The 13,251-nt window shown below is 67.8% G+C and carries 14 protein-coding genes; 4 read left to right on the top strand and 10 right to left on the bottom strand.

Going from position 1 to position 13,251, the window contains the following annotated elements:
* Positions 1-646 (top strand): transposase (locus D7Y13_RS11380; protein ID WP_147444315.1); only part of this gene is annotated, 646 nt, incomplete at its 5' end.
* A gap of 11 nt (positions 647-657) precedes the next feature.
* Entirely contained in the window at positions 658-813 is a 156-nt protein-coding gene (locus D7Y13_RS45675) for a hypothetical protein (protein ID WP_158620378.1), read from the top strand.
* Positions 814-831: 18 nt separating this feature from the next.
* Here the strand turns inward: D7Y13_RS45675 and D7Y13_RS11385 are convergent, their stop codons facing one another.
* The 4 genes from D7Y13_RS11385 to D7Y13_RS11400 form a co-directional block, all read right to left on the bottom strand.
* Positions 832-1,230, bottom strand: coding sequence for a hypothetical protein (locus tag D7Y13_RS11385; RefSeq protein ID WP_199732792.1), 399 nt, complete (start codon positions 1,228-1,230; stop codon positions 832-834).
* 2 nt (positions 1,231-1,232) lie between these two features.
* Positions 1,233-1,805 (bottom strand): imm11 family protein, encoded by a 573-nt coding sequence (locus D7Y13_RS11390; RefSeq protein WP_120583958.1) that lies wholly within the window; start codon positions 1,803-1,805, stop codon positions 1,233-1,235.
* A gap of 4 nt (positions 1,806-1,809) precedes the next feature.
* A complete protein-coding gene (locus D7Y13_RS11395) occupies positions 1,810-3,036 on the bottom strand; it encodes an AHH domain-containing protein (RefSeq protein ID WP_233595592.1) in 1,227 nt (408 codons plus the stop codon).
* A gap of 100 nt (positions 3,037-3,136) precedes the next feature.
* Entirely contained in the window at positions 3,137-4,222 is a 1,086-nt protein-coding gene (locus D7Y13_RS11400; protein ID WP_120583957.1) for an SGNH/GDSL hydrolase family protein, read from the bottom strand.
* A 323-nt stretch (positions 4,223-4,545) separates the two neighbouring features.
* Between D7Y13_RS11400 and D7Y13_RS11405 the strand changes: the two genes are divergently transcribed.
* Positions 4,546-5,817, top strand: a complete 1,272-nt coding sequence (locus tag D7Y13_RS11405; protein WP_120583961.1) for a chloride channel protein — start codon at positions 4,546-4,548, stop codon at positions 5,815-5,817.
* Positions 5,818-5,960: 143 nt separating this feature from the next.
* Positions 5,961-7,253, top strand: a complete 1,293-nt coding sequence (locus D7Y13_RS11410) for a HipA domain-containing protein (RefSeq protein ID WP_120583956.1) — start codon at positions 5,961-5,963, stop codon at positions 7,251-7,253.
* A gap of 2 nt (positions 7,254-7,255) precedes the next feature.
* Here the strand turns inward: D7Y13_RS11410 and D7Y13_RS11415 are convergent, their stop codons facing one another.
* From D7Y13_RS11415 to D7Y13_RS11440, 6 genes are all read right to left on the bottom strand, one after another.
* Positions 7,256-8,563 carry a CapA family protein gene (locus tag D7Y13_RS11415; RefSeq protein ID WP_120583955.1) on the bottom strand — a complete coding sequence of 436 codons (1,308 nt, stop codon included), beginning with the start codon at positions 8,561-8,563 and terminating at the stop codon, positions 7,256-7,258.
* A 16-nt stretch (positions 8,564-8,579) separates the two neighbouring features.
* Entirely contained in the window at positions 8,580-9,347 is a 768-nt protein-coding gene (locus tag D7Y13_RS11420; RefSeq protein WP_120583954.1) for a class I SAM-dependent methyltransferase, read from the bottom strand.
* Between the two features lie 30 nt (positions 9,348-9,377).
* Complete coding sequence (locus D7Y13_RS11425) at positions 9,378-10,823, bottom strand: DUF8814 domain-containing protein (RefSeq protein WP_120583953.1); 1,446 nt, start codon at positions 10,821-10,823, stop codon at positions 9,378-9,380.
* Between the two features lie 118 nt (positions 10,824-10,941).
* Complete coding sequence (locus D7Y13_RS11430; RefSeq protein WP_147444314.1) at positions 10,942-11,277, bottom strand: hypothetical protein; 336 nt, start codon at positions 11,275-11,277, stop codon at positions 10,942-10,944.
* 28 nt (positions 11,278-11,305) lie between these two features.
* Entirely contained in the window at positions 11,306-12,091 is a 786-nt protein-coding gene (locus tag D7Y13_RS11435; RefSeq protein ID WP_120583951.1) for a serine protease, read from the bottom strand.
* Positions 12,092-12,197: 106 nt separating this feature from the next.
* A complete protein-coding gene (locus D7Y13_RS11440) occupies positions 12,198-13,184 on the bottom strand; it encodes a hypothetical protein (RefSeq protein WP_120583950.1) in 987 nt (328 codons plus the stop codon).
* Positions 13,185-13,251 lie beyond the last annotated feature (67 nt).

The raw sequence follows: 13,251 nt of genomic DNA on the forward strand, positions 1-13,251 counted from the left end.
GCACCGCCGACCCGCCCGAGTCACCCCTCCAGCCCAGTCCCTGAACAGCTCACTCCTCGCGGCGCTCGCCGAGCACGGCCGGGGCCTGTCTTCAAGCGTCCCGGCACGTCACTGGCCGGACGGTTACCTTCAGCGGCTGCGCGAGGTGATTGCCTTGCACGTGAAAGTCACCATCGTGGCGGACCGGGGCTTCGCGGATGCGAAGTTCTACGCGCTCCTGCGGCAACTGGGCTTCGAGTACGTGGTGCGATTCCGCGCGGACGTGCTCGTCACGTCCGAGGAGTCAGAGACGAAGCCCGCGGCCGAGTGGGTACCGGAAGGCGGACGCGCGAAGGTGCTCCGGAGTGCACGCGTCACTGCGGCCATGGCGCAGGTGGGGTCCGTGGTGTGTGTGAAACGTAAGGGCATGAAGGACTCCTGGTGTCTGGCCACCAGTTTCACCGAAGCCACCGCCCAGGAAGTGCTGGACGTCCACGCCCGGAGATTCACCATCGAGGAGACGTTCCGGGACGTGAAGGACCTCAAGTTCGGAATGGGCCTCAAGCAGGTGCGCGTGAAGACCCCGGAGCGCAGAGACAGGCTGCTGCTCATCAGCGCATTGGCGCAGGGGCTGCGGGCGAGGCGCTTGGTTATGACAAGCATCTGAAGGTGAACACCGTGAAGAAGCGCACCCACTCGCTTTTCACTCAGGGCACCTATTACTTCATGGCCATGCCACGCATGAGCGATGAACGACTCCGCCCTTTGGTGGAGCGCTTCGGGCAACTCGTCCGCGAGCACGCCGTGTTCCGAGATGCCTTCGGACTTATCTGATTCAGATGAGGGGATTCTTCAGCCATCCTCCGGCATCCACAGCCGTGCTTCCTCGCAGGCGGCGTCGTCGATGCAGCGACGCGTCTGCATGACGTTGAGCACGAAGTAGGGCCCGACCTCGCCTTCGACTTCGACCTGGAAGAGTTGAACATCATCTGGCGCCATCTCTCGAAACACAGAGGCAACCCGCGCGCTGACAACGGTGGTTTGCCCCGCTCCTGCGAACTCGATGTCGGTCGGCTTGCCCGGCTTGAAGAGGGGAAGCCGCATCCGTTCATGAACCTCGACCGGACGGCCGTCCGTGAATCGCCAGATGTCGTCAATCTCCTCTCCCGACAGGCCCGTTGGATCCGAGAGGTACCAGCGGCCTGGAACGTCCACGTCGCTCTTCAAGTCAAAGAAGCGCCGCATCTTCACCGTCAGACTTCCTCGAACTTTCCCCCTGAGAGGCCCGCCTGCTCCAATGCCTCCTTGATCTCCTCATCAACGACGATAGGCAGGGTCCAGCCCCACAGGCGGAAGACCCGGGCTCCCCGGACCCGCGCAGGATCAATACGAAGGCCATAGACAGCTCGATACTCCCCCACCCTGTCCGGGCGACCGTCCTCTGGAAGCCAGCGCTCCACCGCCTGACATGCCTTGTCATCGACACAGTCGATCAGCTTCGTGACGACAAGCAGAGAGAAGGGCTCGCTCGTACCTGCGATATCGACCGGAAGGAGTTGCACGTCGTCGGGGGCCAGCCTTTCAAGCACTGCCGCGACCCGAGCACTGACAACGGGTGTCGACGCGGCTCCTGCGGCAGTGAAATCAAGTTCCCCACCGGGACGCCTGAACGGAACCGTCAACCGGCCACCAGCCTCGACCCGCTGTCCTTGGGTGAACCGCCAGATGCTACGCGGCTCTTTGGCATCATCACTGATGGGGTCACGCAAGTACCAGCGACCTGGGACATAGACATCCTCCGTCAGCGAAAAGAATCGTTGTGCCATGCGGTCACTCCTTCGTGACGAAGCGCCGAAGATTGCTACCAGACGTCATGAGGTCGAGCGCGATCTTCTGTAACTCCTGGACCAACGCAGCCCTGCATTGCGCGATCCCTTCGCAGCCCTTCATGGCAAGCCCGAGCCTCTCGAAGACCGTCGCATGGTACTCCCGTGAATGCGGCCCTCGGTGCCCCTTGATACGCACCTTGTTCGCGGCGTCACTCAGCGACATCCCGGCCTGCTCGAAGAACTCCTCGTAGCGGGGCGTCCACGGCCCACCTGACGCATCGGACACCTCATTCTTGTCCGTGCAGATGTGATGCACATCCCCATCGGGGTCCCCTTGAATCCCGCCCCCGGGTCCCATCGCGACCGCGGCCACCGCCGTAGGCGCGAGCGTGATGTTCAGCACCCCGGCCGCCGGCATGGACAGGGACCTCACCTCCCCCGAGAAGACCCTCGCCAGTTGGAACCCGCCCTCGACCTCCGCCCGCGCCGCCGCCTGCGCGAAGCCCGGCATCCTGGGCCCCTGCGCGGCCAGCGCGTTCTTCCCGCCCATCGCCGTCAACGCGACGATGACCAACACCCGCGCCCCGTTGCTCCCCAGCACCCTTCCGAACCGGTGCCCCACCTCCTTCAGCTCCTCATGACTCCGGGCCGCGTCGGACTCGTCCATCAACTTCAGGAAGCCCTGGCCCAGGTTCCACACGGGCCCCGCGCCCAGATACGCGATCAACGACGCGGTCAGCGCCAGCGCGACGATCTTCGTGATGGGCTCGGGCATGACCAGCATCACCAGCGCGCTGCCCACCGTCGCGGTGACCATCGTGCGCAGCGCCGCCGGATCCATCAGGTCCTGGATGACGTCCGCGACGCCCTCCCAGACCGTGTCGAGCGCGAAGGAGAGCGCCATCATGCGCCGCTCCATCGCACCGGACGCGAACCCGCGCCCCAAGAGGCCCAGACACGCATCCCGCGCCTCCAGCCCTCCACAGATCCGCTCGGACGTCGTGCCCCGGACGCCATCCACGACCCCACCCGCCGAAGCCAGCAACACATGCCGTCCGGACGCCACATCCAGCCGCATGTCGAGCACCAGCTGCGCGACCGCCTGCCGGAACACCTCTTCGTCAAGCTCCACCGGAGCGGGCGACGCGGGCGTGTACGCGATGGGCTCTCCCTGCCCCGTGTCCAGATGCACCACGCGCGGCGTCGCGCACCCCACCGTGAGCAGCAGCGCGACCCATCAACAGGTCTTCATGAAGCCTCCGGACATGACAAGGCCCCCGACCCAATGACAGGTCGGAGGCCCTGGGCACTACGGCTGCGGCATCAACTCACGGCGTCGCGGGATCGAAGTTGGAGATCGTCCAACCCATGCGCTCGTGGCCGAACTTGTTCCAGTCCGGGTTCTTGCCGTTGACGATCTGCGCGTCCGTGTAGCCCGGCGCGGCCGAACCGGAGCCGGAGCCGGAGAAGATGTTCACGCTGATGGTCGAGCCCGTGTACGTCGGGTGCGTGTTGTCGGACTGGATGTAGTCGAAGCTGGTGCTCGCGTTCGCCAGGTGCAGGTTCGCGTCGCGCAGCGTGCTGCGCAGGGTGACGCTGATGCGCTGCACGTACGCGTCCTCGGTCTCACCGGCGCGGTAGGCGATCGCCGCGGAGTCCACCTGGCCGTCGCCGTTGCGGTCGTAGTCCGCCGCCATCATCTCCGCGAAGGAGTCCGCGCACTGGAAGCCGTACTTCGACGCCAGGTTACAGGCGCGCCAGTTGCTGCGCGCCAGGAGCGGCAGGAAGTAGGTCTGCTTGTTCACCTTCTGCCCCGTCGCCGAGTCCGTGCAGGCCGTCAGCACGTTGTCCGCGTCAAAGCCGGGGTAGTAGATGTTGGAGATGACCTTGACCTTGGCGCTGGTCGCGTACTGGTTGATGGCCTGCATGCCACGCTCCATGTACGTGGTGCACGCCGTCAGCGCCGCCTGCAGGCCGCTGTAGTTGCACGTGCCCGTCTGGTCCGTGAACGCGCTGCGCGCCTGCAGGTAGTCGTTGCCGCACATCTCGAACATCACGACGCGCGTGTTGGCCGTCTGCATGTACGAACGGTCCGCGACGATCTTGTTGTTGTAGATGTCGTCCGCCTTCGCACCGGACTTCGTGCGGCGGATGACCTCCACGTTCGTGCCCCACTTCTTCGCCGCGTACTCACCTTCCACCACCGGGGCGCCACGGCGCGCCACGCTGCCGATGCCACCGTTGTAGCCGGCGAAGATGGAGTCGCCGTACGCCACCACCCGGTACGTCTGAGACGCCGAACGGTTGATGGTCCACGACGTGTTCTGGTTGATGGTGCTGGCCATCGCGCTTCCACCCAACGTGGTGGCGGCGAGGACGGCGGCGAGGGACAGCCCGCTGCGACGAACGGACATACCGGCTCCTGAGGAGGTAGGGGGTCTCTCCCCTGCACGGGGAGAGGCGGCGCAAGGTACACGGGTTTGATTCTGGAATCACCACCCAGACCCGAAATAGCTCCACAACCAGCATTACTGGTTGAGCATGAATTCCGCCATGACGCGTCAGAGGAGTGGGTGTCTGTCCTCACGATGACGCGTCGCTCCGTATTGACGCGTTGTTTCATCATGTTTCAGGGCTGGCGAACCCCGTCTGACTGGAAGAATCCGCTGTCTGTGTTTGAGCGGAGGTGAAGAACTTCCCGGTCGGGGTTGCCGCGCCGCGCCTAGACTCTCCGGCCGTGAACCTTCCGCGGAGCACCCGAGCGCTGGGACAGTGGCTGCTGCTGGGCGGCGTGGTGGGCGGTGTGTGCGGCGTGGCGTCGGCGGTGTTCCTGGCGCTGTTGGAGTGGGCCACGGCGTTCCGGCTGGCACACGGGGCGCTGGTGTACGCGCTGCCGGTGGCGGGGCTGGTGCTGGGCGCGGTGTACGGCCGGTGGGGCGCGTCCATCCGGGGGGGCAACAATCTGGTGCTGGACACGGTGCATGAGGGGGACGCGGTGATTCCCCTGCGCATGGCGCCCATGGTGCTGGTGGGCACGGTGCTCACGCACCTGTTCGGCGGGAGCGCGGGGCGCGAGGGCACGGCGGTGCAGATGGGCGCGAGCCTCGCGGACCAGCTTGCCCACCGCTTCCGCGTGGCGCCGGACACGCGGCGCGAGCTGCTGGCGGCGGGCATCGCGGGGGGCTTCGGTTCGGTGTTCGGCACGCCGCTGGCGGGGACGGTGTTCGGGCTGGAGGTCGTGTGCGTGGGCCGGCTGGGCTACGAGGCGCTCCTGCCCGCGCTCACCGCGGCGGTGGTGGGGGACCTGGTGACTCGGGGGCTGGGCATCCACCACACGGCCTATCCCACGCCGCAGGCGCTGGCGTTGACGCTGCCGGTGCTGGGCAAGTGGCTGGTGTTCGCGGCGGCGGTGGCGCTGGTGGCGGTGGCCTTCATTGAAGGCACGCACGGGCTGAAGAAGCTTTTGGAGCGCCGGGTGCCGTGGTTGCCATTGCGCATGGCATTGGGCGGCCTGGGCGTGGTGGCGCTGTGGAAGCTGGCGGGGACGGACGAATACCTGGGCCTGGGCGTGCCCGGCATCCTGCGCGCGTTCCAGGACGTGTCACTGCCGGGGGACGCGTTCGCGTGGAAGCTCGTGTTCACGGTGGTGACGCTGGGCGCGGGGTTCCTGGGCGGTGAGGTGACGCCGCTGTTCTTCATCGGGGCGGCGCTGGGCAACGTGCTTGCGCGGTTGTTGGGTTTGCCGGTGGATTTGGGCGCGGCGGTGGGCATGGCGGCGCTGTTCGCGGCGGCGGCGAACACGCCCCTGGCCCTGTCATTGATGGCGGTGGAGCTGGTGGGCGGCGCGGTGCTGCCCCACGTGGCCATCGTCGCCACGGTGGCGTACCTGCTCACCGGGCACCGGGGCATCTATCCATCGCAGCGCATCGCCCGGAGGAAGCTGGGCGGGCCGCTGTTGGACCGGCTCGTCTCCCTGCGGGAGTTGAACGAGGCGCCACGCAAACCCTGAGCGTCTGAAGACAGGAAACTCCAATAATCATAAGGGTTTGAAATATCCCTCGGCGGGCTTATCTATTTACCCACCCCGTCATGGCGCCTTCTGACCGTCCCTTCGTCGCTGAACTGCTGGAACGCCTTGGGCGCCTGCGCGCCATGCCTCTGGAAAAGTTCGAGAAGCACTTCGGTGCTTCGCCGCCTGCCCTGTGGCGACAGTTCAAGGACGGGCTCAAGACCCTGGGCGAGCAGAGCCAACGCATCGAAGAAGCACCCAAGGCCGAGCCACTCCGAAGCCGCAGCCTGCCGAACCTGGGTTCATCCATCCCGCTCTACAGCGTGAACGATGCCGGTGACTTCTGGCAGGCGGCGACACTCCACCTCCTTGCCACGGGAGGCTGCTCGCTCGAGTTCAGGTTGGGAGGGGAAGAAGCCTTCGACGGGCTGCCCCCCTTCCTGGAAGAGATGCGGCCGCAGGGATACATGGGGCGGAGCTTCCGTGAGCGGCATCCCGACCTGGGCCTGCCTCCGCGCACGGAGGACTGGAGCAATGATCATGTGATCATCGCCCTGGCCCGGCGCGGCGAGGACTGCGTGGGAAACCTCATCCTGGGCCAGGAGTCCTTGAGCCGCCATCTGGGCCAGGTGCTCAACGAGATGATTCACGGCAGCGCGGAGGTCAGCCGCGACAGCTATCCAAAGAGGGTCCACACCTTCCTCGCGGAAGGCTCGGGCTCCTCGGCCGCGGGCGAGCAACCCAAGTTCGTCATCCGTGGAGGAGGCCGCCATCTGCTCGTGAAGTTCGCGGACGCAAGCTCAGGCAGTGCCGGGCAGCGCTGGCGGGACCTGCTTGCGTGCGAAGCCCTGGCATTGGAGGCGGTCCGCGCGGCGGGATTCGACGCGGCACAGGCCTGGTGGTTCGACCTGGGAACGTACCGGTTCCTGGAGGTCGAGCGCTTTGACCGGGTGGGCGTCGGAGGGAGGCGCGCCATGATGTCCCTGCGGGTCATCGACAACGAATACGTAGGTTCGGGCGGTAACTGGACCGACGTCGCCTTGCGCCTGCTCGCCGACCAGCGCCTGTCCCCGGAGGATACCCGCCGGGTCCGTTGGCTTGACACCTTCGGGCAACTGATTGGCAACACCGACCGGCACCTTGGCAATGTCTCCTTCTTCTCGGGCATCGAGGAGCGCATGTTTCAGCTCGCGCCCATCTACGACATGTTGCCCATGGTCTTCGCACCCGATGGCGCGCACCTCGTCGAGCGAGCTTTCCGCCCCGCGCCGCCGAATGCCAACAACCTGGATGTCTGGTCGGACGCAGCCCGTCACGCACGGGCCTACTGGGACACGCTCATCGCCTCCACGGACCTCAGCGAGGACTTCCGCCAGCGCTGCGTCACCTGCCGCGATCAGCTCGCGGAACTCATCGCCCGCGTGCCGGTGAGCTGACGCTACGGCACCGTCAGCGCCGTCACATCCGCGCGCCGCCGCAGCTCCGGCGAGGCCACGCGGAACTCCGCGGGCAGCATGCGCAGGATGCGCTCCCGGCGATACCGGGCGCTCGCCAGCCGCTGCTCCAGGGCCACCTTCTCCGCCCGAGCCGCCTTGTCCGGGCTCCCGCCGCGCAGGGACAGCGCGGCCAACCTCCGGGACACCTCCTCCACCTCACGGTCGATGAGCACCGGCTGGATGTTCCGCTTCGCGCGGGCCTTGCGTCCGGAGGCGTTGTTCTCAATCCACACCGGCAGCACCGCCACGTCCGCCAGCGACACCTGGGCCCCTGGCTCCGCGCGCGTCACCCCCACGCGCAGCAGCAGCGAGTCCCGCTTGTCCCCGTCCGTGCCCGACCTGCCCGGCGCGTGCTTGTAGAACCGCCCCTGGTTCGCCACCAGGTTGCCCAGCGAGTACGCGATGAGTCCCCTGCGGCCGGACTTCGTCGTGTACGCCTCCAGCGGCTGGAGCACGTGCGGATGGTGCCCGATGACCGCCAACGCCCCGGCCTCCAGCAACGCCTGCCCCAGCGCCCGGTCCAGCGGGTGCGGCGTGTCCGTGTACTCGCGCCCCCAGTGCCCCATCACGAACAGCGCGTCGCACTTCGCCGCCGCCGCGCGCACCAACTCCAGCGCCTCCTTCTCACTCAGCCCCCGCCGCGAGGCGTGCTCCGGATAGGGCACCAGCGCCACGTGCGGCGCGTTCGCGTCCTTCGGGTTGCTGAAGCCATTCAGGCTGCGCGTGAAGGACAGGAAGCCCAACCGCACCCCGCGCACCTCCATGAACGCCGGCACCCAGGCCGCGTCGCGCGTGGCCCCCGTGCCCGTGTGCCGCAGCCCCACCGCGTCCAGGTGGCGCAGCGTCTCCACCATTCCCTCCACGTGCTGGTCGCGCGCGTGGTTGTTGCCCGTGGACACCACCTTCACGCCCGCCCCCACCAGCGCCTGCACCATCGCCGGCGGCGCGTTGAAGACCAGCTCCTCCGTGAACGCCTTGCGCTCGTCGGTGACCGGCGTCTCCAGGTTCACCACGCCCACGTCCGCCGTGCGCAGCACGTCCGACAGCGGGCCGAAGACGTGGTCCCAGCCCTCGTGATTGAGCGACGGCGCCGCGCCTCCACCCGGAGGCACCGCCCCGGTGCGCGCATGCGCCCGCGCCACCGACTTCACCTCGCCGTGCGGAATCACATCCCCGCCAAAGACAAGCTCCACACGCGCGGGCGCGGCGGCCACCCAGGACGGCACCAGCCACAACAGGAGCGCGGACACGAGGCCCGCGCGTCGCCTACCCGCCGCCACCGGACTCCCTCACCCCGATGATGACCTCGCGGTTCCAGGGGTCGCGCCGGGTCGTCGCGGGACACCCCGCCTCCCGCATCCACGTGAGCCAGTCCTCGCGGCGGAACAGCCCGAAACAGTGACGCTCCTGCGACATGCTCACCGTGCCATCCGCTTCACGCAGCAGGTACGCGAACGCGGTCTCGAAGGTCTCATCCTCCGGATCCGGATCCCACGTCCACATCAGGTAGCGCATCCCCCGCCCGTCCGGCGAGTCGTGCCCCCCTGACTCCGTGACGGGCTCGAAGGTCTCCCGCACGAAGTCCGGAATCAGCACCACCGCGCCGCCCGGCCGGCAGTGCGCCACCGCCGTCTGGACCGTCGCCCGAGCCGAGTCCCGATCCGCCGCGTACATGATGGCGTCGTGCACCATCACCCGGTCGAACGTGCGCCCCAGCCGCAGGGACGTCATGTCCCCCACCCGGTGCTCGCACTCGGGATTGACGGCGCGGCTCACCGCGACCATCTCCGGCGCGCGGTCCGTCAGCGTCAGCCTGAAGTGTGTCTTCAGGTGGAAGGCCAGACTTCCACCGCCCGCGCCCAGCTCCAGCATCGTTTCCGCCGGCCCTTCCGCCGCCGTGCGCAGGATGCCGAGCAGGTCCTCCGCCTCCTCCACGTACTCCTCCGGAGGCGAGAACAGCGGCCACCAGAAAGCCAGGTCGGTGTAGAGCTGGGGCTCCTCCAGCGGAGGAGGAATCACGGTGCGCAAGGCCATGGAGGTCTTTCTCGGGGACGGTCCGGCGTTCTACCGGACCTGGATGGCGTCCGCGACGACGTAGGTGCCGGCCGTGACCCACCGGCTCAACTGGACCTTGTTCCAGCCCGCCGGGAAGCTCCACGTGCCCAGCGTGTTCCACCGGGCGCCGTTGAGCTGCTGGTTCACCTTCACGTTCGCCAGCTGCGTGCCCGCAGCGTTCACGACGATGAAGGGCGCGGCCGTCGAGCGGTCCGTCGCCGCCGTCCACCACGCATCCACCGTCTTCGTGCCCGCCGCCGACAGGTAGAACCAGAACGTCGCCGGCTCCGACACCGCAGCGCCCGGGGACACCAGGTAGCTGCTGCCGTAGTAGCCCGCCACGTTCGTGGACGACGCCCAGCTCGAACCCGTCAGCTGGATGTAACCCTTCGCTTGGTCGTTGTTCGCGTTGTTGCTGTCCACCACCAGGCCCGTGGGCGTGCCCCCGCCGGACGTCCACAGGTACGTCACGTCCACCCAGTCGTTGTTCGTCATCCCCAGGTCCAACCAGAACGTCCCATCCGCCAGGTCGATGCCCGCGGGGTTCGCCGGCCGGCGCCCGAATTGATCCAACCCGCCGTTGAAGCCGTCCTGGTACGCCGCCTGCGCCTCCGGCTTGCCCTGCGGCAGGGTCTTCCACATCTCCCGCACGCTGGAGGGATTCCAGTAGTCGTCCTTCGTGTTCCAGGGCCCCACGTCCCACACGGACGTCGTCGTGCACTTCGCCGTCTTCGAATAACAGACGCGCACCTGGTACTCGGAGCCCCCGTTGGACGCGAGCCCCCGCCGCGACGGCAGCGCCACGAACCGGTCGTTGGTCTTGATGACGTGCCCGTTCGCCGTCGTGCCACCCACCAATCCCTCGCGCGTGGCGTAGACGCGGTAGCTCAGGGGCGCCAGCGTCTGGAGTCCCTCCTCCGCGCCCGTCCCCTCGCGCCAGCCCTCCAGCCCCACCTCCCGCACCACGGGGCCCCGGCCGCGCTCGTCCGCCACCAGCGCCAGCCGCACCTGCACCTCCGTGCCGGAGCGGGGCAGCCGGACGGCCTCGCCCTCGGTCCCGGTGCGCCACTCGCTCCAGGCCCCGCCAGGAACGCGCACGCGCACGTCCACCTCCACGCCCATGCCCGGGGACTGCGTCGCCTGGATGCGCGGACGGAACGTGTCCACGGGCTGCTCCAGCGTGCGCGCCGGGAACGTGAAGAGGCCCGTGAGCCGGCTCAACCCTTCGGGCCGGCGCATCACCGCGTTGGGTTCGTACAGCAGCCCGTCCCGCGTGCTCACGAGCTCGCCCGTGCCCTCGCCCGTGGACAGCGCCTCCGTCCAACGCTGCGCACCCTCCTCCGCGCGCTGGGCGTCGGGAGCCGGGGACGGCGCCTGCTCGGCCACCGCGACACCTTCCGCGAACACCGCGCCCAACATCACCGTCATCAGGGTGGACCGCCACGACGCGCGCATGCCTGGACTCCCGGGAAGGGTAAAAAACGTTTAGACGGATATATTTTAAAACCCGTCTTTCCCGGTTCTCAAGAGCCGCGAGGTGAAAGCGCGCGTCGGGGCCTCTTGACCCACTGCATCACGGCGCGTCGCAGAGCTGGTACCGCGTCGGGACGGTGCATCCCGCCATGGCGCAGTCCGGCGACTTCGCGTCGGCCTTGTCCTTGGCGATGACCTTCTCGAGTTCCGCCTGGGTTCCAAGGCATTTGACCTGCGGTTCGGCGCCCCCGCAGCAGCCGCACCCACAGGCGGTGTACCCCGGAGGCGCGGGAGCGGCGGCGTCCGGAGCCGGTTCGGAGACGGCGGGCGCCGGAGCCTGCGCGGTGGCATCCGGGGCCGCGGCGGTTTCCGTTCGCGCGGACGGAGAGACACACCCCACGCACAGGGCCAGCATCATCGGGACAAGCATTCGCATGTCCCGGACGATAGCCGAAAGACTTCCGCTAGCCCGTATACGACTGGATCCAGGGCACGTAGGTGAACACGTTGGCGAACACGGAGAACGTGTCGCACTGGCTGCTGCCGTGCCAGCTCAGAATCCCATACAGCCGCCCGCCCCAGACCAGCGGACCGCCATCGTCGCGCTGACAGACATTGGTGTTGATGTTGGGAGGCGTCGCGCACAACTGCGCGCTCGGGACATGGCCGCTTCCCACCAGCGCCTGGCAGTTCGCCGGACCGACGACCTTCAGGCTCGTGTACTTGAGCGCATTGGACGTGGGCCCCGTCTGGGTGGCGCCCCACCCGCTCGCCGTATGCAGCCCCAGGGGTGCGGGCCCGACGGGCAGCGCCAGGGGCTGCACCGCCGCCGACAGATTGAAGGGCTGCGCCAACTGGAGCAGGGCCACGTCATGGAGGGCGTCGAGGGCGACGTAGGACGGATGCACGACCTTGCGGACCACCAGGCGCACCTGCTCATCGGCCTCCAGCGTGCTCAGCAGCAGGTCCCCCGCGATGACCCGGATGGCACTGGGAGCGATGCCCTCGACACAATGGGCCGCGGTGACGACCCAGCCTGCCTTCGTGAGCGTCCCACCACAGGTGAACACGCCCTGCACCATGATGCGGACCTGGTAGGGGAGCTGGTGCCGGGCCGCGACGGAGCCGCCGAGGATCTCCTGCGCCGTGCTCTCCACCGACGGTGAAGCAAGGCCCGCATCGTCCACGGAGCCCCCGCACCCCAGCAGCCCCATCAGGGAAAGTCCCGCCAGCCACGCTCGCCGCGTCATGCGTCCTCCGTGTCGGGCCGGGGCCCGGAAACCGTGTTGAAAAAACCCGGGCACCCATCCCGCCACATCCCCGGCCGGGAGGCCTGGATGGGCGCCCGGCACGGCATCAGTAACCGGTCCGCACCTTCACGGGATGCCCGTTGTCTTCATAGACATTGCCCGTGGACGTCTGCGCGAACGTGCTGTCGAACACCAGCGTGTAGGACTCATCCGGATTCGCCGGGGACGCCGAGCCCCGGTCGAACCTGTTGCGCAGGAACGTGCCGCCACCGCCGGACGCGCCGCCGCCGTTGATGCAATACACGCCGCCGCCGAACCAGTTGTCTTCAATCTTCAGGCCCGCCGAGGGCCCGACGATGGTGTTGATCATCATCGCGGCGATCTGCTTCTTCGGGTTCGGCGTGGGCAGCGTCCCCATCGTCGGGTCGTGGTAGGCGGAGAAGTTGGAGCCAATCACCTCCAGCCCGGTGCCCCCGTGCGACTGGAGCACGTCGTTGTGCGTGCGCGAATCCGTGCCCGGGTGGTTGGGGTCCGGCGAGAAGTGCACCAGGTCGTGGCCGTAGCTGCCCTGGATGGACACGTTGACGGGGGTGTTCGCCGTCGCGGGCGCCACGGAGAAGGCATCCACCACGCCGGACACATTCACCCGGTAGGCCGTGTAGTTGCGCTGGCCGATGCCGTTCACCCAATAGGTCGGGTTCGCCGCGCGCACGGTGGTGTATTCGATGCGCGCGTTCGTGCCGCCGGTGCCAATCTGGATGATGGAGCCGCCCCCCGTCATCGCGGGCCCGCCGTCCACCACGCAGTTGCTCACCACCGTGTTGGCCGCCTTGATGAACACCCGACCGTGGACAACGGTGTCCTCCAGCCGCTGCCCGGCCGTGCTCAACGTGACGTCGCCGTTGATGACCTTCGTCGGATAGGCGCGGATGACCCCCGCGCCGGTGTTCGCCGCCGTCGGCTTCGTCTGACGCAGCACGAAGGTGTCCGCCGCCTGCTCCTGCGCGGCGGGGGTGACACCTTCGGCCTCGGGGGAAACGCCCTCGCCACAGGAGAGGAGCAGCAGCGCGGGGAGCGCACGAGCAATCTTCATGCGACGAGAAGACGTGAATCAGCTCTTCCCGTCAACCAAGAAAATCATGTATAGAATGTTTATACGG

This window comes from Corallococcus praedator (assembly GCF_003612125.1).
Classification (GTDB): Bacteria; Myxococcota; Myxococcia; order Myxococcales; family Myxococcaceae; genus Corallococcus; species Corallococcus praedator.

Coding starts and splice junctions, on each gene's coding strand:
- D7Y13_RS11390 (WP_120583958.1), bottom strand. CDS start 1,805: ATGGCACAACGATTCTTTTCGCTGACGGAGGATGTCTATGTCCCAGGT.
- D7Y13_RS11400 (WP_120583957.1), bottom strand. CDS start 4,222: ATGTCCGTTCGTCGCAGCGGGCTGTCCCTCGCCGCCGTCCTCGCCGCC.
- D7Y13_RS11410 (WP_120583956.1), top strand. CDS start 5,961: ATGCCTCTGGAAAAGTTCGAGAAGCACTTCGGTGCTTCGCCGCCTGCC.
- D7Y13_RS11420 (WP_120583954.1), bottom strand. CDS start 9,347: ATGGCCTTGCGCACCGTGATTCCTCCTCCGCTGGAGGAGCCCCAGCTC.
- D7Y13_RS11425 (WP_120583953.1), bottom strand. CDS start 10,823: ATGCGCGCGTCGTGGCGGTCCACCCTGATGACGGTGATGTTGGGCGCG.
- D7Y13_RS11430 (WP_147444314.1), bottom strand. CDS start 11,277: ATGCGAATGCTTGTCCCGATGATGCTGGCCCTGTGCGTGGGGTGTGTC.
- D7Y13_RS11435 (WP_120583951.1), bottom strand. CDS start 12,091: ATGACGCGGCGAGCGTGGCTGGCGGGACTTTCCCTGATGGGGCTGCTG.
- D7Y13_RS11440 (WP_120583950.1), bottom strand. CDS start 13,184: ATGAAGATTGCTCGTGCGCTCCCCGCGCTGCTGCTCCTCTCCTGTGGC.